Source organism: Actinomyces wuliandei (assembly GCF_004010955.1).
GTDB classification, from domain to species: Bacteria; Actinomycetota; Actinomycetes; order Actinomycetales; family Actinomycetaceae; genus Actinomyces; species Actinomyces wuliandei.
Genome location: NZ_CP025227.1, coordinates 129,937 through 152,999, shown reverse-complemented (window position 1 = coordinate 152,999; position 23,063 = coordinate 129,937). Strand labels below are relative to the sequence as shown.

At 70.1% G+C, this 23,063-nt stretch carries 17 protein-coding genes; 10 read left to right on the top strand and 7 right to left on the bottom strand.

Annotated elements, in window-relative coordinates:
* Nucleotides 1-34: 34 nt before the first annotated feature.
* Both CWS50_RS00650 and CWS50_RS00645 read left to right on the top strand, forming a co-directional pair.
* On the top strand, nt 35-973 hold the full coding sequence (locus CWS50_RS00650) for a fructosamine kinase family protein (protein WP_127841248.1): 939 nt from the start codon (nt 35-37) through the stop codon (nt 971-973).
* A 57-nt stretch (nt 974-1,030) separates the two neighbouring features.
* The gene (locus tag CWS50_RS00645) at nt 1,031-2,095 is read left to right on the top strand and encodes a C2 family cysteine protease (protein ID WP_127841247.1); all 1,065 of its coding nucleotides are present in this window, start codon (nt 1,031-1,033) and stop codon (nt 2,093-2,095) included.
* Between the two features lie 67 nt (nt 2,096-2,162).
* Here the strand turns inward: CWS50_RS00645 and CWS50_RS00640 are convergent, their stop codons facing one another.
* Nucleotides 2,163-2,675: a hypothetical protein gene (locus CWS50_RS00640; protein WP_127841246.1), complete on the bottom strand. Its 513-nt coding sequence runs from the start codon at nt 2,673-2,675 to the stop codon at nt 2,163-2,165.
* A gap of 103 nt (nt 2,676-2,778) precedes the next feature.
* On the opposite strand from CWS50_RS00640, the gene CWS50_RS00635 reads away from it, so the two are divergent.
* Nucleotides 2,779-2,964: a hypothetical protein gene (locus CWS50_RS00635; protein WP_127841245.1), complete on the top strand. Its 186-nt coding sequence runs from the start codon at nt 2,779-2,781 to the stop codon at nt 2,962-2,964.
* A gap of 83 nt (nt 2,965-3,047) precedes the next feature.
* Here CWS50_RS00635 and CWS50_RS00630 read toward each other — a convergent pair whose 3' ends face one another.
* Nucleotides 3,048-3,461: a hypothetical protein gene (locus CWS50_RS00630; protein ID WP_127841244.1), complete on the bottom strand. Its 414-nt coding sequence runs from the start codon at nt 3,459-3,461 to the stop codon at nt 3,048-3,050.
* 633 nt (nt 3,462-4,094) lie between these two features.
* Between CWS50_RS00630 and CWS50_RS00625 the strand changes: the two genes are divergently transcribed.
* Nucleotides 4,095-6,680 (top strand): hypothetical protein, encoded by a 2,586-nt coding sequence (locus CWS50_RS00625; RefSeq protein WP_127841243.1) that lies wholly within the window; start codon nt 4,095-4,097, stop codon nt 6,678-6,680.
* Nucleotides 6,681-6,767: 87 nt separating this feature from the next.
* Here the strand turns inward: CWS50_RS00625 and CWS50_RS00620 are convergent, their stop codons facing one another.
* The 4 genes from CWS50_RS00620 to CWS50_RS00605 all read right to left on the bottom strand — a co-directional run bounded on the left by CWS50_RS00620 (nt 6,768) and on the right by CWS50_RS00605 (nt 12,575).
* Entirely contained in the window at nt 6,768-7,655 is an 888-nt protein-coding gene (locus CWS50_RS00620; RefSeq protein WP_127841242.1) for a glycosyltransferase, read from the bottom strand.
* Nucleotides 7,656-8,148: 493 nt separating this feature from the next.
* Nucleotides 8,149-9,936 carry a DUF885 domain-containing protein gene (locus tag CWS50_RS00615; protein ID WP_127841241.1) on the bottom strand — a complete coding sequence of 596 codons (1,788 nt, stop codon included), beginning with the start codon at nt 9,934-9,936 and terminating at the stop codon, nt 8,149-8,151.
* Nucleotides 9,937-10,194: 258 nt separating this feature from the next.
* Nucleotides 10,195-11,628, bottom strand: coding sequence for an amidohydrolase family protein (locus CWS50_RS00610; RefSeq protein ID WP_127841240.1), 1,434 nt, complete (start codon nt 11,626-11,628; stop codon nt 10,195-10,197).
* A gap of 161 nt (nt 11,629-11,789) precedes the next feature.
* Nucleotides 11,790-12,575 (bottom strand): sugar O-acetyltransferase, encoded by a 786-nt coding sequence (locus CWS50_RS00605; protein ID WP_127841239.1) that lies wholly within the window; start codon nt 12,573-12,575, stop codon nt 11,790-11,792.
* Nucleotides 12,576-13,232: 657 nt separating this feature from the next.
* Between CWS50_RS00605 and dcm the strand changes: the two genes are divergently transcribed.
* Complete coding sequence (dcm, locus tag CWS50_RS00600; RefSeq protein ID WP_206610429.1) at nt 13,233-14,714, top strand: DNA (cytosine-5-)-methyltransferase; 1,482 nt, start codon at nt 13,233-13,235, stop codon at nt 14,712-14,714.
* Nucleotides 14,715-14,822: 108 nt separating this feature from the next.
* The gene (locus CWS50_RS00595; protein ID WP_127841237.1) at nt 14,823-15,326 is read left to right on the top strand and encodes a very short patch repair endonuclease; all 504 of its coding nucleotides are present in this window, start codon (nt 14,823-14,825) and stop codon (nt 15,324-15,326) included.
* A 52-nt stretch (nt 15,327-15,378) separates the two neighbouring features.
* Here CWS50_RS00595 and CWS50_RS00590 read toward each other — a convergent pair whose 3' ends face one another.
* Entirely contained in the window at nt 15,379-16,416 is a 1,038-nt protein-coding gene (locus tag CWS50_RS00590; protein WP_127841236.1) for a LacI family DNA-binding transcriptional regulator, read from the bottom strand.
* 228 nt (nt 16,417-16,644) lie between these two features.
* Between CWS50_RS00590 and CWS50_RS00585 the strand changes: the two genes are divergently transcribed.
* The 4 genes from CWS50_RS00585 to CWS50_RS00570 all read left to right on the top strand — a co-directional run bounded on the left by CWS50_RS00585 (nt 16,645) and on the right by CWS50_RS00570 (nt 23,030).
* Nucleotides 16,645-20,058, top strand: a complete 3,414-nt coding sequence (locus tag CWS50_RS00585; RefSeq protein ID WP_127841235.1) for a glycoside hydrolase family 2 TIM barrel-domain containing protein — start codon at nt 16,645-16,647, stop codon at nt 20,056-20,058.
* A gap of 108 nt (nt 20,059-20,166) precedes the next feature.
* Nucleotides 20,167-21,684: an MFS transporter gene (locus CWS50_RS00580; RefSeq protein WP_127841234.1), complete on the top strand. Its 1,518-nt coding sequence runs from the start codon at nt 20,167-20,169 to the stop codon at nt 21,682-21,684.
* 186 nt (nt 21,685-21,870) lie between these two features.
* Nucleotides 21,871-22,440, top strand: a complete 570-nt coding sequence (locus tag CWS50_RS00575) for a TetR/AcrR family transcriptional regulator (RefSeq protein WP_127841233.1) — start codon at nt 21,871-21,873, stop codon at nt 22,438-22,440.
* Entirely contained in the window at nt 22,437-23,030 is a 594-nt protein-coding gene (locus CWS50_RS00570; RefSeq protein ID WP_127841232.1) for an NAD(P)H-dependent oxidoreductase, read from the top strand. Before CWS50_RS00575 ends, CWS50_RS00570 begins: the two co-directional genes overlap by 4 nt.
* Nucleotides 23,031-23,063 lie beyond the last annotated feature (33 nt).

The following is a 23,063-nucleotide window of genomic DNA, read 5'->3' as shown; positions in this document are numbered from 1 at the left end:
CGCGGCACCGCACCACACCTGGCAGGCTGGCCCTATGACAGCGCCCTCCCCCAACACGTTCCGCAAGCACGACGACGGCCCAGTCTCCACCCGCCTGGAGGCGCAGGGGCTGTGGTGGCTGGCCCAGGCCATGGCCGACGGCGGCGCCCACGTGGTCCCGGCCACCACCGGCCCCGGCTGGCTGGAGGAGCCGCGCCTGGCCACGACCAGGGTCACTGCGGCTGCGGCCGAGGCCTTTGGCCGGGCGCTGGCCGTCACGCACGCGGCGGGGGCGCCCGCCTTCGGTGTGGCCCCGCCCGGGTGGGACGGGGTGGCTCAGATGGGGCGCAGCGACATCCGGCTGCGCCGGTTCGAGGACCCCGGTGCGCAGCGCCGCTGGGGGGAGTTCTACGCTGAGGACCGCGTGCTGACCTACCTGGGTGCCTCCAGGGACAACGGGTCGGTCAGCGCCCAGGGCGCCCGCGTCATCGAGAGGCTGTGCACCCGGCTGGTGGACGGCGACTTCGACGCCGACCAGCCCGCCCTGGTGCGCGCCGGTGCCCAGCATCGCGGCCAGGAGGTGGCGGTGGCGCGCACCCACGGGGACCTGTGGTGCGGCAACGTGCTGTGGGTGCCGGTGTCCCACACCGTGGAGTGGGCGCCGCCGCAGGCCGGGGCGGGGCCACTGGGGGCGGGAACCGGCCGGGCCAGCACCCAGCGGGACACCGACGGGGAGGTGCCCGACGTCGTTGGCGTCCTCATTGACCCGATGGCCCAGGGGGCGCACGCGGAGACGGACCTGGCGGCACTGGGGGTGTTCGGGCAGAGGCACCTGGAGCGGCTCTACGCCGCCTACCACGAGGTGTCACCGCTGGCGGCCGGGTGGCGCGAGCGGGTGGGCCTGCACTCCCTGCACCTGCTCATGATCCACGCCTTCCTCTTTGGCGCCAGCTACGGGGCCGAGGCCGTGGGGGTGGCGCGGCAGTACGCGTGAGGGTGCCGCCCCGGAGGGCTCCCCCTACCTGGAACGGGATAAGGCGCGGCACTACGCGTGAGAGAGCTGCGGGAAATACGCGTGGGGCTGCGCGCCCAGGCCGAGTCCCTGGTGGGCAGCGCCCTGGGCAACCCCCTGGCCGCCGGGCCCGCAGCCGCAGGCCTGGCCAGCCTCGCCGCCACCTACCAGGCCCTGCGCGCCGAGGTCAGCCACGCCGCCACCCAGGCCGCCACCACACTGGGCACAGCCACTGTGGACACCGACGACTCCGACATCAACAAGTGGACGACCTTTGAGCTCCGGGACAGCGACATCGAGCGGATCCGCCAGCAGGCCGACGGCACGGCCGAGTGGGACAGCGTGGAGCAGGAGAACATCGGTGACTGCTACCTGCTGGCGGTGCTGCAGGCCTACTCCGACACCGAGGAGGGCCGCCAGGCCCTGCGCGACCAGGTGCGGTGGGACGAGGCCCAGAACGCCTTCGTGGTCACCTTCCACGACGGCGACCAGGAGGTCGAGATCACCGTGGACGACTTCTACCTCTTTGGCAACCAGGGCACCGACAAGGGCTTCCCCAGCATCATCAACATCTACGAGCGCGCCTACGCCCTCTACCTGGAGCAGCAGGGCAGGGACCCGGAGGACGTCGAGGGCGGCGACCCCACAGATCCCATGGAGGCCCTCTCGGGCGAGGGCACGCAGACGGTCAGCACCGACGGCTGGGGGTGGGGCAGGTGGGGCTTCCTCCCCTACCCCCGCCACTACAACCAGCACGAGTACACCGACGCGGAGTGGGACACCATCAAGGAGGCCGTGGAGGAGGGCAGGGTCGTGGTCGGTGGCACCGCGCGCGGGGACTTCAGCGACGGCAGCACGGTCCAGGCCACCGTCGACACCAACGGCAACGGCCGCATCGACACGGGCGACCAGGAGGGAGGCTTCCAGGTCTGGGACAGCCACGCCTACACGGTGGTCGATATTGATGACGAGTACGTCACCCTCTACAACCCCTGGGACACCAACCCCGTGTCGAAGGACGATGACGTCGAGGGCGGGACCATCCGCATCACCCGGGAGGACTACGAGAAGTACTTCAACAAGACCTACATCGGCGACATGTAGGCCACCACTGTCCGCACGCACCCGTCACGGTGTCCTGCGCCCGTGTGATCGCTGCTCACGCCTCCAGTCACACCTCCAGCAACTCATGCCAGAGGCGCCGGTAGGGCTCCTCGGGGACGACCCCGGGTTCCGGGACTATGTTGACCCGGTGGCTCCAGCCCCCCAGGAGGTCACCGGAACTCAGCGGGGTCCTTATCGGGGGCGGGTTGACGGCCAGGAAGGTGACCGTGCCCAGGCCCTCGGCGTAGAAGCTCTCCCCCAGGCGCAGCTCAAAGGTCTCCTCCTCACCGGCGGGCCTGCCCGTCTCAGGGTCGGCCCGTGACCAGCCCATGGTCCCCACCCACTCATGGCCCTGGGAGCGCAGCCCCTTCGTCTGCAGGCAGCCTGTGTTGGCATACAACGGTCCTATGCTGCTGCTCATCTCTAGCACCACCCCCTGCTCGATCCCCTCGGGCAGCTCCACGCTGCGCCTTGAGGGGTTCTCCCACCACAGACGCGCACCCGCCGCCACCAGCACCAGGACAACAGCCACCACCACCGCGCGCACCACCCGACGCCACCACACACCCACACGCCGCACACCCCCACCACGACAAGCAGACCCTGCACCGGAAGGAGAGCCGTCGCGCGCCGTCTCCCCGCCTGGTGCTGGCACCGAGCCCGTAGCCTCAGCCCTTCCCGTCATGACAGCCTCTCCCCTCCGTGCCCCTCAGGAGCACCCCTCGCCTGCACCCAGGGTAGCGCCCACCACACCCGCCCTACCAGACCTCGACGAGAACAGGCACAGCACCGGGGGCGGGACCATCCGCACCACCCGGGAGGACTACGAGAGGTACTTCGACCAGACGGACATCGGCCAGGTCCCCTGACCCGGCTACGACCACTCTGAACCGGAGTCAGCAGTGGGCACCACGGAGCCGCTATACGGCCGCTACGCCGTATCGGGTGCCGCCTAGCGCCAGACCTCGCTGACGTCGGGGTCGAGGGCCACGCCGACGGTGCACGTCCAGCCGCCTACCCCAAAAAGACCAGGAAGCAGCGCCTGGGGATTGACGGCCAGCAGGGTTACCGTGCCCAGCCCATCAATATGGACAGACTCCCCCATGGCCACGTCCACACGCCTGCTCACCCCGTTGTACCGTCCTGTCGCAGGATCGGCACGCGACCACATCAAGGTCACCACCCACCTGTGTCTCCACGGGTGCAGTCCCTCCACCGTCAGCTGCCCGTGCGTGGTGGAGAACGGCTTGATGCTCCTGTCCAGAGCGACAGTGCTACTGTCCGTGAGTCGCGTCGAGTCCGGAACGCTGAACCTCAGCGGCACCACCCACCACACCACCACCAGAACCGCCACTACCACCACCACACGCCGCCACCTACGGCCCATCAGCCGAGCAGCCCGACCGCCAGGCAGTCCCGCTCCACCCCCGACGCCCTGCACAGGCGCCTCCTCACCCGTCATGACAAGCCCCCTTCCCAGCCTCCCTGAGGACCACAGCCCGGACCCAACCACGCCACCACGCGCCGCACGCCCCCAGCCTGACCTCCAGGCGGCTCGCTGAGCGTGCTGCGGCTTGAGGCCATCGCCCTAGATGTACTCTGGACCGCCGGGCGTGATGTGGAGCGCCCCAAACTGCCTTCTCCCGGCACCAGGGGCGTCCCGCCCATCCCGGCTCACCTCATGACCCTGCGCCTTTCAGCATCGTCCGCCATGGCGTCGATCCGGGCGGCTGCCCCGTGGGCCGCCTCCTGCGGGCGACGTCCCCCGTAGCCCCGGTACTCAGACAGGGCATCTCCCTCCTGGGGTGCCCTACCTCACGTCCTCTCTTGGCAGGCTACCACTGGTTCCGGCTGGCATCCGCTGATCAGACTACGGGATCGCGAGAACTCAGGACCAGGGGCGCCCGTGGGGTATCCGCAGGGCCAGGACGCTGAGGCCGCCCGCCCTGCACAGCAGGGAGTTGGCCAGCCGCCCCCGTACCCCACGTAGGCTAGGGCCGTGAGACCACGGAGCCGTCAGCAGCGCTGGGTAAGCATCGTCGTCTACGTCCTCATCCTGCTGGTCGTGGTCGGCATGGTGTTGTCTGCCGTCGGCACCGCCTTCGCGACCGAGCGGGCCGCACCGGGTGCCTCCAAGGCCCCGGTGGTCGTCCTGGGCACCAGCAACCTCACCTGGTCGGACCTGACGACCTTGGCAAGCTCCCAGGACGCCGCCACCGCCGAGGCCGCCAGCACTGTCCTGGGCTTCGCAACCGTCAACGAGCCGCTGAACCTGGCCGTGCGCACCCCCGCCGACCGCACCTGCCCCGCCGACGGCTGGCTCACCCTGACCGCCGGCACACGAGTGCGCGCCGTGGAGGGCTCCGGGGCCTGCACCTGGGAGCGCACCGCCTCCGGCAGCGGGACCGCAGCCTCCCGGCAGCTGGCCAACCACCTCAACGAGCATGGACTCAGCGCCTCCGGTGCCACCAGCGTTACCGCCGTCGGCCAGGGAGCACGCCACGCCCTGGGCACGCAGGACCGCACCACTCTGGAGGAGGCCCTGGCAGGGCTGACAGGCATGGTCCCCAGGCTGGTCCTGGTAGACACCACCCCACAGGTACCGGCAGAGCCCGGCTCACCAGCCTCCCAGCCCGCCACCGCGACACCCGGCAGCACCCACGACACCACAGACGACACCGCTGCCACGACCGGAAGCGACGCTCCCGATGACGCCGCCCGCCTGCGCTCCCTGGCCCAGGCCCTGTCCACCACGCTGGCCACCACCGCGCCTGCGGGCACCCGGGTCGTCATCACCTCTGTGGCCGACGACGAGGACCCCGGCCCACAGGTCACCATCCTCCCAGCAGGCACCACCTCACCCCGGGGAACCCGCAACTCCTTGCTGGTGGGGGCCTCCACCCACCAGCCCGGCCTCATCCAGCTCACCGACCTGGCCCCAACCCTGACCCAGGCACTCACGGGCACCACGGCGCCCGACTTCGACGGCCAGGCCCTGACCCTGCCCGCCACCACCCACCTCCCTGACGTCCAGGAGGAGCCCACCACGGCCAGGGACACTGCGACCAGGCACACAGCAGCCGGGAGCTCCAGGGGCCCCACAGCCGAGGACGCAACCGGGACCGTGGACGAGCCGCGCCTGTCCGCCCTGGCCGACGACGCCCTTCACGCACGCGCCTCCCAGCGCGCCGTCATCCCCACCAGCCTGCTGCTGACCGGCACCGCCGTCCTCCTGCTGGCCTGGGCCGCCCTCGCCCTGCGCGCCCCGCAGAACCAGCCCCGGCCCGGCCTGCGACGCCGGGTCGGCAGGCTCTCCCAGGTCGCCGCCGTGGCCGCAGCCGCCCCACTGGGCGCGCTGCTGGCCAACGCGGTCCCCTGGTGGCGTTGGGGCGCGCAGGGCGGCACCCCCGCCCCGTGGGTGGCGGCGCCCACCCTGGGCCTGGTCCTGGCCACCTCCGCCGTGCTGGCTGGCTGCCTCTCCGGCGTAGTTGCTGTGACCCACACCTCCCGGGACCCGGCCCTGCCTCCTCCCGCCGCGTCCGCACCCGGTGCGACCGCCTACCTGCTGGCCACCGCCACGGTGACGGCTTGGCTGACTGACGCCGCCCTGGGCGCCCGGCTGGCCTTCAACAGCCCCCTGGGGATGAACGCGGTCGTGGCCGGGCGGTTCTACGGGGTCTCCAACACTGCCTTCGCCCTGACAGCCGGCGCACTGGTAGTCGCTCTTGCCGTCACCTGGCAGGTGCTGGGCGGCGGACGCCGGACAGCCCTCATGGTCGTGGGCCTCCCGGGCGGGACGGCCCTGGCGGCCGACGCCGCCCCCCAGCTGGGTGCCGACGTGGGTGGCGCCCTCGCGCTGCTGCCCGCGCTGGCCGCCCTGGCTGCAGGCCTGTGCCAGTACCGGCTGGGCACCCTGCGCTGGGCGGGAGTCGCCGTCGCCTCCGGGGGCGTCGTCGCCGCGCTCGCCGCAGCGGACTACCTGCGCCCGCAGGAGCAGCGCACCCACCTGGGGCGCTTTGCCGCCCAGGTCCTTGATGGCACCGCCCTGACAGCCCTGGCGCGCAGGCTCGGTGCGCTCATCACCCCCTTCGCCACGAGCACCGCCGCCCTGGCAGCCCTGGTCGCAGGCGTCGCCGGTGCTGCCGCGCTGCTGGCATGGGCACGTCACGAGCGGCGTCGCTGGCTGGCTGGCCGTAGCCGCTACGCCTGGCTCACCCAGATCCAGTCGGCACAGCCCCGGGCCGCACAGACCCGAGCCGAGCCGACCCAGGCCACACAGGCCCCGTCAGCACACGACCAAGGCACACAGCCTCAGGTCGGACAGCCCGGCGTCTCCTACAACCAGTGGCTGCGCCCCGCACTGACCTCCCTCGCCGTCCTGACGGCCATCGCCGTCCTGGTCAACGACTCAGGGATCACGGTAGCGGGCTTCGTCCTGGCGGGCTCCGCACCCGCTCTCCTGGCCCTCGCACTGGGAAGCATCAACGTACCAGCAGCGGCTGGCAGTGACGTGTCAGCACCCAGCTGCAGCCAGAGGCAGGACTGCCCCCGCCAGGGGGCCAACAGCGTCAACGGCACAGTCTGACGCCGCTGACGCGACCAGCGGCCGACCAGCAGACGCGCCCCGGCGGGCACCTCTCACGCGCCGCTGCCTGCCACGCCGCCAGGGCCGTCAGGCTCCTGCGGAGCGCGACGAGCCCGCAGGGGCATCCGTGGAGGCACCGCCTCCCTGGTCCCCGTCCTGCCCAGAGCCGGGCTCCGACGTCCTCACACTGTGAGCCCGGTAGACGTGAAAGGCGTTCTGCTCCTCCGCAGCCTTCTCATACTGTGCTGCGGGCACGCGCTGACGCCGCAGGGTCCGGGCAGCCACAGCCCTGACCACGTCCTTGTACTGCGCGGCACGGTGAAGGACCCCCGCACGGTCGTTCCCGGTGACCCGGTGGGTGATGTCGCAGGGCACCTCGATCACCGCCATCCCGGCGACAAGGACGTCAATCGTCAGCCCGACCTCAACGCCCCACCCCTCAGCCAGGGGGGCGGCCTTCTCGTAGGCCTTCCGGCTCAGGCAGCGCTGCCCTGACAGGGGGGCGACAGGCTCCCACCCGGTGGCTCGGGCAATGGCCCGGCGAGCGGCGTGGACCACCCGCCCCCGCCCGCCGGCCCCGTGCTGCTTGGGCGGCACGGCCACGGACATGTCGCAGACTCCGTCGACGACAGGGGGCACAAGATCGGCACACGCCGCTGCGGAGTCCCCCAGGTCAGCGTCAACGAACAGCAGGAGACGGGCGGGTCCGTGCACGTAGTCACGCATACCGACGACACTGGCGCCGGTCTCCAGGGCGGAGGCCTTGCCCCGAGTCACCGAGTGACGCACGGTCACGGCTCCTGCGGCACGAGCGTGGTCCTGGGTCCCGTCCACGGAGCCATCATCGACGACAACCACCAGGTCAACCCGCGGAATGGAGCGGCAAGCGCGAACAGTGGCGGCGATGCGCTGCGCCTCGTCCTTGGCGGGGACGATGACAGCGACACGCTGGTCAGGACGCTTAGTCGGGCTCACACCCCAAGACTAGCCAGAGAAAAGAGGCGCGTCTCCCTTGAACCACCGGACGGTGACATTACACGGTTGTGTGACTTTCGCGGCGCCAGGCAGCTCCCAGCATTCCACCCCCGAACCGCCAGCCCCCACCCAGGCACTCTTGTGCCCGGCCTGGCTGACACGCCCTCGCACGTCAGGTCCGGTGCCAGGGCACCCGGGTGCACCCGACTCGGGGCAGGTAGCGCCCGCGGCACCAGGTCACCCGGGTCACGCCCACCCAGTCACCGGGACCTCCGTCCCCGTATAAATAAGGAGGTGGCAGACGGCACCCGGACCTTCCGCCTCGACTCTAGATGTCTCGCCTACTGCATTCACAAGAATGCCTTATTGTGGCATCCTGGCCAGGGAACCCGTCAACGGCGCCGGGTTCCCGCAGCCGCACCCAGCCCCACGCACGCTCCGCGAGCTGCGCCTGCTCCAGTCCAGCCGGAGGGCCTGCTGACCCCGCCCTGGCTCAGGTCAGCGCGCGCTCCAGCAGCCCCAGCCCGACCGAGCCCAGGCTGATCGCCCGGTTGTGGAAGGAACGCATCTGACCAGGCCCCCACCGCCCTCCCTGGGAGCGCACCCGCGCCTCGGCAGCACGCCGACCCGCACGCCACACCCGCTCCCCCAGCACGTGGGACAGGGACTGGGCGGGCCACCCCAGACGCCTGCTGGTCTCAAAGCGCAGGAACTCCTCGGGGAAGATCGTGTGCGCACGCAGCACAGCCATCACGGTCGCCCTGCTCCACGCGGCGTCAGCCCCGGGCAGGGCCAGCACCTCCGGCGGCACCGGCAGCCGGGAGTGCACCCCCAGGTCGACCAGGACACGGGCCAGGCGCCACCGACGCGCAGCCAGCAGCCCAAAGCGGTCCTGTGGTTCCTCCACCAGACCCAGCTCCTCGCCCAGCGACTCGGCGTACAGCGCCCACCCCTCGTTGCACCCGGGCACCCTGCCCAGGTAGCGCTGCCACAGCGTCAGCCGCATGTCGGCGGCGTGACCCCCGGAGTGCGCGTGATGACCGGGGACGGACTCGTGCAGCATGGTGGTGCGCTCCACCCAGGGCCACAGCACCTCCTCCTCCTTCGCCAGGGAACGGACCACCGCGCCGGGATGCATCCCGCCCGTGCCGTAGGGCTCCTCGTAGTGGCACGGGTCCCCGGCGTGACCCTGCCTGCCGAACCGGTCCAGAACCACCTGCGGGCGTCCCAGGCCCTGAGGCAGGTCCAGGACCTTGCCCACCACGGCGTCCCACGCCTGGTCCACCACCTCCTGCGCCCAGGGCAGGTACTCCTCGGGGGTCAGGCCGCGCGCCGGGTCCGAGCGCAGGTGGACGTTCATAGAGGCGTAGTCCGCCCCGGGTCCCAGCACCTCGACGGCGAGCTGGTCCTGCTCGGCAGCCACCAGGCGCAGCTCCTCCTGCACCCAGGCGAAGGTCTGCTCCGGGTCCACCTGGGTACCCAGGTGGCGACGCATCCACAACTGGTGGCGCTGCGGACCCACCCCCTCCGCCAGCGGCGCCTGCGCTCCCAGACCAGAGACCAGGTAGTCGGCGAAGTCCAGGCAGGCCTGGCGCGCCACCTGGTCCGCCCGCTCCACCTCACCCGTCAGGGAGGAGGGCAGTCCCTCAGCCGGGGCCGGGGGACGGCGGTCGGCAAACTCCCGCGCCTGGCCAGCAACAAGCTCGACCTGACTGGCCGGGGAGACGACCCCGCGCGCCGCGGAGTCCTCCAGAGCCGCCCTCAGGCCTGCCAGGGTCTCCGGCAGCATCTCCAGGCGGGCGCTGAGCAACTGCCAGTCCGACTCCCAGCGGGAGTCCCCCTCCGCCGCGTCGGCCTCGTCCCCTGCCGGGCGGAGGTCGCGCACCCCGGCGGGGGAGCGGAGCAGGCGCAGGACCCGCTGGAAGGGGGAGTCGGGAAAGCCCAGGTACGCGCCCCCCTCACCAGAGTCGATCAGGTCGGCGTCGGTCTCCATCCGCTCCAGCAGGTGCTCACGCAGGCGGCTGTCAGCCTCGCTCAGCTCACCAGAGACCCTCTTCACCCGTGCCCTCAGGGAGCGGGTGGTGCGGACGTGGTCAGCCAGCGCCTCTGGGGAGTAGTCAGGCAGGGCGGTCTGGCCAGGCAGGCCGGAACGAGCGGCGATCTCCGGGTCGTGGGCGGCAAGGACCCGGCTGTACTGCTCGGCCAGGTCCCGTAGGTCGGCACCCGCCGTCTGGGGAACAGGCAGGTGTCCAGGTACGAGGCGGGGCGGCACGTCACGCATGGGGTCAGCATGCCTGCCCCTGGTGCCTCCAGGCAACGACCTTGTCACGTCCGGACATTACTTACGATGACCCGTCCTGCGGTGACCTCGACCCCCCGACTCAGCCTCCGTAATCATGCGGTTCCTCGCCGTGTCGCAGCGACTGCCCAGAGGTGCTGCACCGTCCCCATGGCCCCACGAGGCGGGGCCCGCACAGAGCCCCTGTCGGCCGCGTCCGCACCTGGGAGGGCAGCCATCCCCTGGGACCGCCCCTCACTGCTACACCTGGGGGTGGGCGGCAGCCCGACGTGCCCTGTCGCGGTAGGCACCCAGGATCTCGTCGGGCCACATAGGCGCCGTCTGGCTGTCCGCACCTTCCTGCTGCTGCGCCCGACGCTCTGCACGCCGTGCCAGCCCCGGAACCGGGTCCGGCACGAACTCCCTGCCCTTCGTAGCCACCAGCCTCAGGGAGCGCAGGACGCCCAGGTCCTGCGTCGGGTCGCCCTCGACAGCGACAAGGTCGGCGTCGTACCCGACAGCAAGGACCCCGGTGACCCCGGCCAGGCCGATCGCGGCCGCCGCGCGGGAGGTCGCCGCCAGGATGACCTCGGAGCGCGGCAGACCCATCTCCTCCAGAGCCTCCAGGCCACCGACGTAGGAGCGGTGCGGTATGTCGGGGATGCCGGAGTCGTGCCCGGTCACCACCCGCACACCGTGCTCCCACAGGAGACGGACAGGAGGGGCGAAGGAGTCGTCATAGGCGACCAGCGCGGGCAGCTCCGCCGTCACGGTGCAGTCCACGTAGATACCCGCCTCCGCCATACGGTCCGCCAGACGGGGGTCAAACTCGCTGCGTCCTGCGGTGGACACGAAGGAGGCGTGGGCGATGTAGTCCACGCCTGCCGCCGTGGCCCGCTCAATGCCCTGGGTCCCGTGGGCGTGGGCGGCGCAGAGGTGGCCCAGGCGGTGGCTCTCGGAGACGATGAGCGCCATCTCCTCGGTGGTGAACTGGGCGTTCCAGGGGGCTGACCCCCCGGTGGTGAAGCCACCGGTCGCCATGAGCTTGACCGTGTCCACGTCACGCTTGTGGTGGTAACGCACCGCGTGGCGGATGGAGTCGAGCCCGTCCACCTCCGAGCCCGCCTGCCAGGAGTGGCCACCAGTGGTGGTGATCTGAGGGCCGGCAGCACGTACCTGCGGACCACGCAGGCTGCCTGCCGCGATCGCGTCCCGCAGCGCGACGTCGACGTAGTGGCGCGCCCCCAGACTCTGCACGGCGGTGACACCAACGCTGAGGAGCTCGCGGGCGGAGCGGGCGGCGTTGAGGGTCAAGTGCTGGACCTCCTGGTCACCGTAGTCCGGGTACTCCACGTCCGTCCCGGAGGTCGCCAGGTGCACGTGGGTGTCAATGAGGCCCGGCATGAGGGTGGCGCCCTCCAGGTCCAGGTGCCGGGGCGGGGTGTGGCCAGGCAGGCTCGCCGCCGCAACCTGGAGCGCGGGCAGGGCGCCGACCGCCGCGATACGGGACCCCTCCAGCAGCACGCCGACCCGGTGCCCAGGGTCGGTCAGGACCTCCAGGCTGGTCTCAGTGCTCCCGCGACGACCCGTGAGCAGGCGGTCTGCGGTGACGATGGCGGTCTCGGCCCCGTTGAGGCGCTCGGCACCGGCAGTGGGCGGGGTGATCCAGGTCAAGGATGTCGAGGATGGCGTCATAGCACGCAGCCTGTCAGGTCCGCCTGCGCACCGCCAGCCCCGACCGTCTCCTTGTCGCCGGTGTCCTGCCGTGCCTGTCCCCGTCACTTACCCCGTCGTCCCGTCCCCCGTCGTCACTGCTCCCGGCACTGCGCCCGGCACTGCGCCCCGCCCCGGGTACCTCAGTCCTCCCCCAGGGTGCGGGGCGGGCGGAAGCCGACCTCGCGGTCGGCCTCGGTGATAGAGCGGACGATCCGCGCAGGCACCCCGGCCACCACCGTCATGGGCGGCACGTTGGCGGTGACGACGGCCCCTGCGGCCACCACGCTGCCCCGCCCGATCGTCACACCGGGCAGGACGGTGACGTTGGCTCCCAGCCATGCCTCGTCCTCGATCGTGACCACTGCGGAGAACTGTGCCCCGGTACTGCGCAGCCCTGGGTCGATGGGGTGGCCTGCGGTGGTGATAGTGACATAGGGACCGAAGAGCACACGGTCACCGATGCGGATCTCGGCGTCGTCGATGAGGGTGGTCCCGGTGTTGAACCAGCAGCCCGCACCGATCGAGGTGTGGGAGCCGTAGGCGCAGTAGATGGGGGCCTCCAGCCAGGACCCCTGGCCGAGGGAGGCGAAGAGTTCGGTGGCGAGGGCGGCGCGCCGCTGCGGGTCACGCACCGAGGTGTCGTTGTAGCGCTCGACCAGCTCCTTGCCCCGGTTGCGCTCCTCCTCCAGGGCCTCCAGGCCGGGGCCGAAGTCGGTGTAGAGCTCACCGGTGCTGAGCCTGCGCCGGGTCTCGACCTCATCAAAGATGTAGGGGTTGTGGGGGCTGCCGGCAGTGGAGGTCGTAGCGGGCACAGGGTCCGTAGAGGTCGCAGGGGTCGCGGTGGAGGCGGAGGCTTCGGAAGGCGCAGGAGCTGCGGCGGGCAGGACGCCGTGCGCCTCAACCGCAGGGTCTGTAGGTGTGCTCATAAACACATTGTGGCAGCGCCCCGTCCTTGCGGCGACACTCGCCCCCTGTCACGAGGACCCGTATGGACAGACCTTCACAGCGACCTGCCCACAGGAGGTCACCACTGGCTGAGACCGGGAGACGGTCTGCAGTCCCGGGCAACGACACCTGACAGGAAGCGCTGGGCAGCAGGAGCACAGATCAGTAGAGGCAACAGACCAGGCTGGGCCGAGACCGTTGGTACTGGGCCGGTATGCCGCGTTTCCGCCCACGCAAGGTCGTCAATCAGACCTGCCAGACCAGCCTGGGCAGCCACAACCCCGCCTGCTGCACATCTTCACGGTGCTGACGCTAACTGGCTGCTGACGGATCGGCGCCATTACGCACTTTTCAGGTTGACCTGGCGGCAGGAGAGGGGCGAGGATGTGCAGTGCGGGACCTTTTGCACATCTTCAGCCGCACCCGCGATCTCCTACCGAGGCCCATCCTCGTCAGTCTGCGTCGGTGTGGCCCCGTCGTATGGTGAAGATGTGCAACCCCTGCTGAGAGAACAGCAGGACGGGACGTCTGCCGCCGCCATGAGCAGTGAGGACACCACAAGGCACGACCACCTCAGCCCACCGCGAACCACCCCCGCCAGGCTCGCCGCCAGCTCGAACATGTGTTTAGCTAGGCCCGTGCCGCAACCCTTCACCTACATCGACCTGTTCGCCGGCATCGGCGGGTTCCACGCCGCCCTGTCCGCCATGGGGGGCCGGTGCGCCTACGCCGTGGAGATCGACCCCCAGGCGGCGCGCGTCTACCAGCGCAACTGGGGCCTGGACCCCCTGGGAGACATCACCAAGGACGCGGGCGAGCAGGGGGTTGGCGCCGCCGTCCCGCCCCACGACCTGCTCGCCGCCGGATTCCCCTGCCAGCCCTTCTCCAAGTCAGGCGCCCAGCGAGGCATGGAGGAGGTGCGCGGCACCCTGTTCTTCACCATCATGCAGGTGGTGCGGGCGCACCACCCTGCGGTGCTGCTCCTGGAGAACGTCCGCAACCTTGCCGGCCCCCGCCACCGCCACGAGTGGGAGGTCATCATCCGCATGCTGCGTGAGGAGGGCTACCGGGTCTCAGCCACCCCGGCGGTCCTGTCCCCCCACCAGATCCCACCCTCGCTGGGTGGGCGCCCCCAGGTGCGCGAGCGCGTGTTCATCACCGCCACCTACGACCCCCACCGCGACCCCACGACCGACAACCTCATCGAGCCCGTCACCACGCCCAGGACCGTCTTCCCGGAGCCCTTCCCAGACCCAGCCAGCTACTCGGCCCCGTCTGACGCGGCCTCTGACACCCAGCTGGGTGTCAGCACCTCGGCGGCCCACCGGCAGACCAGCCCGGGCGCCTTCTCTCCCTCCCGTTGGCGTATCGGGGACATCCTCCTGGAGGAGGGCGACCCACGCCTGGCCGGGACCGTGCTGAGCACCGAGGAGGCCCGGTGGATCGACGCCTGGGACGCCTGGGTCCAGGAGTACCGGCGCCACCACCCTGGCGCCCGGCTCCCAGGCTTCCCGGTCTGGGCGGACGCCTGGGTCACTAGCGAGGAGCTCGAGGCCCGGATCGACGCGGGTGAGCACGACACCACCCCCCGGTGGAAGATGACCTTCCTGCGCAAGAACGCCGACCTCTACACGGCCAACGAGCAGTGGTGCCGCCAGTGGCTGCGCGACGTCCGCGTGCAACGATTCCCGCCCACCCGTCGCAAGCTGGAGTGGCAAGCCCAGGACACCGGCTCCCTGTGGGACTGCCTCATCCACCTGCGCCCCTCCGGCCTGCGCGCCAAGGCCCCCACCTACGTACCCGCACTGGTGGCCATCACCCAGACCAGTGTTGTCGGCCCCCGACGACGACGCCTGGCCACCCGGGAGACCGCCCGCCTCCAGGGGCTGCCGGACACCTTTTCCTTCGGAGACCAGCCCCAGGCTGTCACCTACCGCCAGCTGGGCAACGCGGTCAACGTCGGCGCCGCCTGGAACGCCTTGAGGCTGCACTGTCAGCGCGACCGGGAGGTGCTGGCAGGCACGGACGCAGGCCGCCGGGTCCTGGCCGCCGTCGAGGCAGCCCCACCCAGCCCCGACGGCGCCGTGGCCAGCCTCCTGAGCGGACCAGCAGCCACCTGAGCCTGTGCGTCCGGCCGCACGGGCACTCTGACAACCGGGGCAGCCCGGCAGGGTCTCACTACCCCAGGACAGCCACCACACGAGGCAGCGGCAGACTACCCTCGTGCCATGGACCCTGCAGACACAGCGGACCCTGCGGACACAGCGGACCCTGCAGACGCCCTCCACGCACCCGAGCCGGACCGCGCCGCACCGCTGGAGGCAGCGGTCAGTGCCCGCTACGCGGCCCTGCCCCGCTCGGCCACCACCCCGGAGACGGCCTTGCGTCGGGTGCTGCACGCCACTGGGCTGCGCTTCCGGGTCCAGTACGCCGTGCCCGGCCTGCCCCGACGGAAGGTGGACATCGCGTTCACCCGCTGGAAGGTGGCGGTCCAGGTGGACGGCTGCTTCTGGCACGGCTGCCCCACCCACGGGAGGAGTCCCCACCGCAACAGCGAGTGGTGGAGGTGGAAGATCGCCCGCAATCAGGCCCGTGACGCCGACACCGACGCCCGCCTGGCCGAGCTGGGGTGGCAGGTCGTCCACGTCTGGGAGCACGAGGACACCGCCGAGGCGTGCGCGCGGGTCACCGCCACCCTGCGGCAGCGTCAGGCCGCCCAGGGCCACCCCTGACCGGCGCACGAGCCAGGACCAGAGACCGTGCCCTGCCTCGCCTGCCGGTCGTCTACGTCGGCGGCGGGGCGGTGCTGCCGCGCACCACGAGCTCGGTAGGGACAACCACCCGGTGCTCCTCCCGCAGCGCCTCCCCCGACACCCCGGAATCCACCTGCTCCAGGACCAGGCGCACCATCTCTGTCCCGTGCCTGCGGAAGTCCTGACGCACCGTCGTCAGCGGGGGGAAGCTGTACTCTCCCAGCGCGATCCCGTCAAAGCCCACCACGGAGACGTCCTGGGGCACGCGCTTGCCATGCTCGTGCAGGGCCCGGACCAGCCCCAGGGCGATCTCGTCGTTGCCGCAGAAGACCGCTGTCACCTCAGGGTCGGGCGCCAGACGCTGCCCCGCCGCATAGCCCGAGGCCGCGTCCCAGTCCCCCGGTACCGCCTCCGGGGGCCTGAGGCCCGCCTCCTGGAGGCACTTGGACCAGGTCGCCTCCCGGATCACCGTCGAGTGCGAGTCCTGCGGCCCGGTAATGTGGTGGACGGTGCGGTGGCCAAGCCCGAGGAGGTGGTTCACGGCGTCGCGCACCCCCTGGACCTGGTCGGCAGAGGCGGAGGGGTAGTAGCCGACCAGGGCGGAGTCGGACACGGCCAGCGGCAGTCCGGGAGGCAGGGACAGGTGCTGCGGCTGGGCGCGGCCCACCTGGACCAGCACCAGGCCGTCTACCGCCTGGTTGGACAGCCGGTGGACGGCGCTCCTCAGCGCCTGGGAGGTGGGGTCCTCGACCTGGGCGAGGGAGACCGTGTAGTCAGCAGCGGTGGCTGCCTCCAGGACACCCGCCGTCGTCAGGGCCTCACCGGTGCGCTGGACGCTCTGGGTCAGCACTCCGACAGCCCGGAAGGACCCCCGGCGCAGGGCCTGCGCCACCCGGTTAGGGGAGTATCCCAGCTGGGTCATGGCCTGCTGCACCTTCTCACGCGTCTGGGCGCGCACATTGGGTGCACCGGTAGAGACCCGCGAGACCGTCTGGACCGACACCCCGGCCAGACGGGCCACGTCGGCCAGTGACGGTGACCCTGTGCGGTCCCTACGTGCCTGGCCCATGCCTCGAAGGCTATCAGGTGTGGCAATGACCCTGACGTCACCATGATGATGACGTTATCATTAGCTGAGTCGGCCAGCTGACTTGGGGTCAGTTGACAACTGTGATTTCAGTTCAGACAACGCCTTCCCGCTCCCTCCCCTCACTATGGTAACGTTACCATCAGCGGACTTCGTACGGCCCTGGCCGCCGCAGTCCCGTGCTCGACCACCTCGACGGAGGCGCCAACGATGCCTGTTCCCAGTCACCACGAGGACCTGTCCGTCCTCCACGAGAACACCCTGCCCCCACGCGCCTACTACGTCCCGGCCTCTGGCCCGCTGCTGGACGCCGTGGAGGAGCGTGAGACCTCGGACCGCTTCCACCTCCTCAACGGGCAGTGGTTCTTCCACTACCTGCCCACCGTCCACGACCTCCAGGGCGCGATCGAGGCCTTCGCCTCCCGGGACTTCCCGGTACACGCACTCGACCAGGTCCCCGTGCCCAGCACGTGGCAGCACCAGGGCTACGACTCCCACCAGTACACCAACGTGCGCTACCCCATCCCACTGGACCCGCCCTACGTCCCGCAGGACAACCCGTGCGCGATCTACCTGCGCGACTTCGAGCACGTGCCCACGCCGCAGGCCCCCAGGACCTACCTGTGCTTCGAGGGCGTGGACTCCTGCTTCTACGTCTGGCTCAACGGTCACTACGTCGGGTACAGCCAGGTCTCCCACGCCACCAGCGAGTTCGACCTCACCGAGGTCATCGAGCCCGGCACCAACCGGCTGGCGGTCCTGGTCCTCAAGTGGTGCGACGGCACCTACCTGGAGGACCAGGACAAGTTCCGCACCTCCGGCATTTTCCGGGACGTCTACCTGCTCTCGCGCCCGCAGTCGGTCCTCTTCGACTACATGACCACGACCAGGCTGGGTCCCCAGACTGCCACGGTCGAGGTGCGGGGACGCTTCTGCGGCAGCCCCGTGCCCACCACGCTGGAGCTGCTCGACGCCTCCGGTGTCCGCGTCTCCTCCGCACCCCTGGCCCGGAGCGCGCCCCTGGGCGCCGCCCCGGCCCGTACAGGACCCGAGTCCGCCAACACTGCGGACACTGCCGACGCCGCCGGCTGCGCGGGCAGCCCTGGCGCGGTGGGTGGCACACCACCTGCCGACACCGCCAGCGCCACGGACCCCGACCCAGCCGAGGAACCACCCGCCTACACCCATCGCGCCGTGCTGGAGGTCCCTTCACCCCACCTGTGGAACCCGGAGGACCCCTATCTCTACACCCTGGTCATCACCACCGACCAGGAGGTCATCACCGACCGGGTCGGCCTGCGCGAGGTCACGGTCCACGACGCCGTCGTCCACCTCAACGGCCAGCCTGTGACCCTGCGAGGAGTCAACCGTCACGACTCGGACCCCTCGACGGGGCCTGTCGTGGACCTGGAGCACATGAGGCACGACCTGGTGCTGATGAAGCAGCACAACATCAACGCCGTGCGCACCTCGCACTACCCCAGCGACCCGCGCTTCTACCAGCTGTGCGACCGCTACGGGTTCTACGTCATGTCCGAGGCCGACCTGGAGAGCCACGGCACCCAGGCCCGGTTCCTGGAGGACCCCGGCTGGGACAACCAGGTGGAGCACTGGAACGAGCTGATCGCCGACAACCCGGAGTGGACCCGGGCCACGGTGGACCGGGTCAGGCTGTGCGTCCACCGGGAGAAGAACCGTCCCTGCGTCATCTCCTGGTCGGTGGGCAACGAGTGCGCCTACGGATGCACCCTGGAGACGGCGCTGGCCTGGGTCAAACGCACCGACCCCACCCGGCTCACCCACTACGAGGGCGCCTTCTACCGCGACTCCAAGCGCCGCTACGACTACTCCTGCATCGACCTGTACAGCCGGATGTACCCCTCCCTGGAGGAGATCACCGACTACCTGCACAGCGACGGCTCCAAGCCCTTCCTCCTCGTGGAGTACTGCCACGCCATGGGAAACAGCCCCGGGGACCTGGAGGACTACTGGCGCATGATCCTCGCCGACCCCCGCATGTGCGGTGGATTCGTGTGGGAGTGGTGCGACCACGCCGTGCGGTCTGGCACCAGCGCCGACGGGCGCCCCGTCTACCTCTACGGCGGGGACCACGGCGAGGACCTCCATGACGGCAACTTCTGCGTGGACGGCCTTGTCGGTCCTGACCGCAGGCCCCACACCGGGCTCCTTGAGCTCAAGAACGTCCAGCGCCCGGTCCGGGTGGTCGGCTTCGACCAGGACCTGGGCAGGCTTACCCTGCGCAACAACCTGGGCTTCACCGACCTGTCGGACTATGTCGAGGTCTCCTACGAGGTGCGGTGCGACGGCGTCGTCGTTGACCAGGGCATCCTGCCCCTGAGCGGCCCTGTCCCCCCGGGAGCGACAACAGACCTCGCCTGCCACCCCACCGTGCCAGCCTCGGGCCGCTGCTTCCTGCTGGTGCGCTACCACCTCGCGCAGGACCAGTACGCGCTGGAGCGCGGCCACGAGCTGGGCTTCGACGAGGTCGCGCTGGACAACGCCGACCCACGCCACCACATGGTGGCCTCCCTCTACGGGCCTGCCCGGGAGCCGGCGCCTGCCTCGCACCCTGCTGCTGACCCGGACACGACCCCAGCCAGGACCCTGAGCCCAGTCGGGGTCTCCGGGACCTCACGGTCGGCCAGGACCTCGAAGTCGGTCGGCAGCCAGCCTGCCGCTGTGCGTGCCGAGCGCAGCCGCAACCGGGTGACGGTGAGCGGGGAAGACTTCTGCTACCAGCTCGACACCCACACCGGGCTCCTCTGTCAGCTCTGCGTCAGCGGGACCGAGCTGCTGACGCGACCCACAGAGCTCAACATATGGCGTGCCCCTACCGACAACGACCGTCATGTGCGCAAGGACTGGGAACGTGCCCACTACCACCAGGCTGCGACCCGCGCCTACGGCACAACCGTGCAGGACAGCGGCGACCAGGTCTCAGTAACCTCCACCGTCGCCGTGGTGGCCCCCTCTGTCCAGCCGGTCCTGCGCCTGGTCGTCTCCTGGACGATCAGATCCTCAGGCGCGCTCCGCCTGAACGTCCAGGGGGTCCGGGACCCGCAGATGCCTCCCCTGCCACGTTTCGGCCTACGTCTGTTCCTGCCGGAGCAGATGCATCAGGTCACGTACCACGGCCTAGGGCCTGTGGAGAGCTACCCGGACAAGTGCCGCGCCAGCTTCCACGGGAAGTTCACCACCGATATCGCCTCGCTCCACGAGGACTACATCCGCCCCCAGGAGAACGGCAGCCACGCCGACTGCGACTGCGTCACCGTCTACGGGGACATGGGGAGCCTGGCCGCCGTGGCTGCCACGCCGCTGTCCTTCAACGCCTCCCCCTTCACCCAGGAGGAGCTGACCAGGTGCGGCCACAACACCGACCTGGTGCCCAGCGGGCACACCGTCCTGTGCCTGGACGCCGCGATGGCCGGCATCGGCTCCCACAGCTGCGGACCGGCCCTGTCGCGGAAGTACCGCGTCGACGAGGCGGAGGTGGGGCTGCACCTGACCCTCCTGCCTACCACCACGGCCACCACGGGCGCGGCCCCCGGCTCCAGCCTCCCGGCGGTATCACAGCACACCCCTCGCGCCTCACTGTCCTGACACAGCCCGGACCGGGCCACCACCGCACGTCCACGACGTACGTGTGGACCAGCACGCCCATACGCCCAGAAAACCTACCAGATAAAACCCGCACAACGAGGTGACGTGATGACACAGAACCCGGAGACACAGGAAGAAGCACAGAACGCGGCGACGCAGAAGCAGTACCTCACCTGGCCCAACAAGATCGGCTACGGCTCGGGGGACGTCGCTGGAAACGTGGTCTACGCGCTCCTGTCGGCATTCGTCATGATCTACCTGACCGACACCACCGGGCTCAACCCCGGCATTATCGGCACCCTGATGATGGTCTCCCGCCTCTTTGACGGGTTCTCCGACATCATCTTCGGCTCCCTGCTGGACCGGACCCGAACCCGGATGGGTCGGGCGCGCCCCTGGATGCTGTGGGCGTTCTTCGGCTGCGCAGCCCTGATCGTCGCAATCTTCGCGATCCCCCCGTCCCTGGGGGACACCGCCAAGTACGCGTGGTTCTTCATTGCCTACACACTGCTCAACGCCGGGTTCTACACGGCCAACAACATCGCCTACTCCGCCCTGACGGCACTGATCACCAAGAACAGTGACGAGCGGGTCCAGATGGGCTCCATACGCTTCGTGTTCGCCTTCGGCACCAACCTGCTCATCCAGAGCGTGACCGTCGGTGCCGTCGAGGCGCTTGGCGGGGGCGCCCATGGGTGGCGCGCGATCGCTATCATCTACGCGCTTATCGGGCTGGCGGTCAACACGCTGTCCGTCATGTCCGTCAGGGAGCTGCCGCCTGAGGAGCTCGAGGACCTGGACGCCGCGCCTGAGAAGGCAGAGGGGTCAGCGGCGGACGGCAGACAGGCCAACGAGGGGGCCGAGGACGGCGACCAGGGCAGCGACACGGCACAGGACCGTGAGGCGGCGTCGGCACGGGGCGGAGCCGGGCAGAAGACCTCCCTGAGGGAGTCGGTGGGACTGCTCCTGGCCAACAGGTACTACCTCATCATCCTGTCCGTGTTCCTCCTGGCCCAGATGTTCACCGCGACCCTCAACATGGGAATCTACTTCATGACCTACATCCTGGGGAACGCCAGGCTCCTAGGGCCCTTCGCCTGGGCCATCAACGTCCCCCTCATCGCCGGGCTCCTGCTCACCCCGGTAATGGTGGCACGGTTCGGGCAGATGTACCGGGTCAACATCGCGGGATACGTCATCGCCGTACTGGGGCGGCTGGCCGTGGCGGCGTCCGCCTACGCAGGCAGCATCCCGCTCATGCTGGTGTTCTCCGGTGTCGCCTCCATCGGCATGAGCCCTCTCCAGGGGACCCTCAACGCGCTCATCGCCGAGGCCTCGGAGCACACCTACCTGCGCACCGGTAAGCGCATCGACGGCCTCATGTTCTCCTGCACCTCCCTGGGGGTCAAGGTCGGCAGCGGTCTGGGGACCGCGCTGGCTGGGTGGCTGCTGGCCGCCAGCGGCTACGTGGGTGACGCCGCCCAGCAGCCGGAGTCAGCGCTCCAGATGCTCTACGTCATGTACCTGTGGTTCCCGGTCATCGCCAACTGCCTCATCCTGCTCCTGCTCACCCGGCTGGACGTGGAGAAGGCCAACAAGCAGGCACGGGCGCAGGTCGACGCCTGAGACCCCGCTGAGGCCCGCGCAGGTCCCGGCTGAGGCGACGCCCCTCCAGGACGACGCTGCCAGCCGGGGCCCGTGCGGTCGTGCACTCCCCCAGAGCGTCCTCTCTACGCGGATACCGGTCGGGCTCCGTACAGCCACGGCCCCACCACGGGTTGACACCTAGGTAAATGCTGTTAACCTCAAGGCGTGACCCCGACCAGGCAGCAGCACGCCACAGGGACCAGGCAGTGTCTTATCGACGCCGCCCTGTCACTGATCGACGCCCACGGCTGGACCGAGGTCACGCTGACCGACGTGGCGCACGCCTGCGACGTCACCACGCCTGCCTGCTACAAGTACTTCCCGTCCAAGTCCAGCCTCTTCTCCGCTTCCCTCCACCAGCTGTCACGCGACCTGGAGGAACGAGCCACGACGATCGTCGGTGACGATCCCGTCGAGTCCCTGCTCGGGATCGGCACCATCCTGGTCGACCTCGCTACCGGGCACCCCCACCTCTTCGAGTTCAGCCAGCTCAGCCCGATGGCGGTCGAGGTGCACACCGAGCCCGCCTCTCAGCACCCGCTTGTGTCCACCATCCACAACGAGGTCTCCCGCCTGGCCACGCAGGAAGGAGCGGACCCCGAGTACCTGCAGCTGGCCATCTGGTCCTGCCTCCAGGGCTACGCCCGGCTCGTCGCGGCAGGGGCCGCGGCTGCGGACCCCGATTTCATGCGCGCCGTGCTGCGCGCCGTCATAACGATAGGAGACAAGTCATGACCCGCCGCAACCACACCCTCGTCATCTACGCCCACCCCTACAGCGGCTCCTTCAACCACGCGGTCCTGGAGTCCGTCACCTCCGCCCTGGAGCGGAAGAAGCGCAGCTACGACGTCATCGACCTGTACGCCGACGAGTTCGACCCCCGCTACACCGCCGAGGAACTAGCCCTGTTCAGCGAGGGCGGCACCACAGACCCCCTCGTGGAGAAGTACCAGGGACTGCTGGACAAGGCCACCCGGCTCATCATCATCGCACCCATCTGGTGGTCCGAGCTTCCCGGAGTCGTCAAGGGCTTCATGGACAAGGTCATGAAGCAGAACTGGGCTTACGACTCCACCAATACCGGGGTCAGGGGCCGTCTCACCCACATCAAGCAGGTGCTGGTCCTCACCACGTCGACAGCCCCCACCTGGTTCCTCAAGCGCATGGCCGGCAACTCCGTCGGCTCCGTCTTCCTGGGCACGATCGTGCGCCAGCTCGGCATGAAGGGGCGGAAGTGGGTCAACTACGGGCAGGTCGCCAAGGGCGGGCACGCCCGGCGGGCCAAGCACCTGGAGAAGGTGGCCCGGCTGGCACTCAAGCACTGAGCGCCCCAGCGGGTGCGCGGTGCCGGGCGAGAA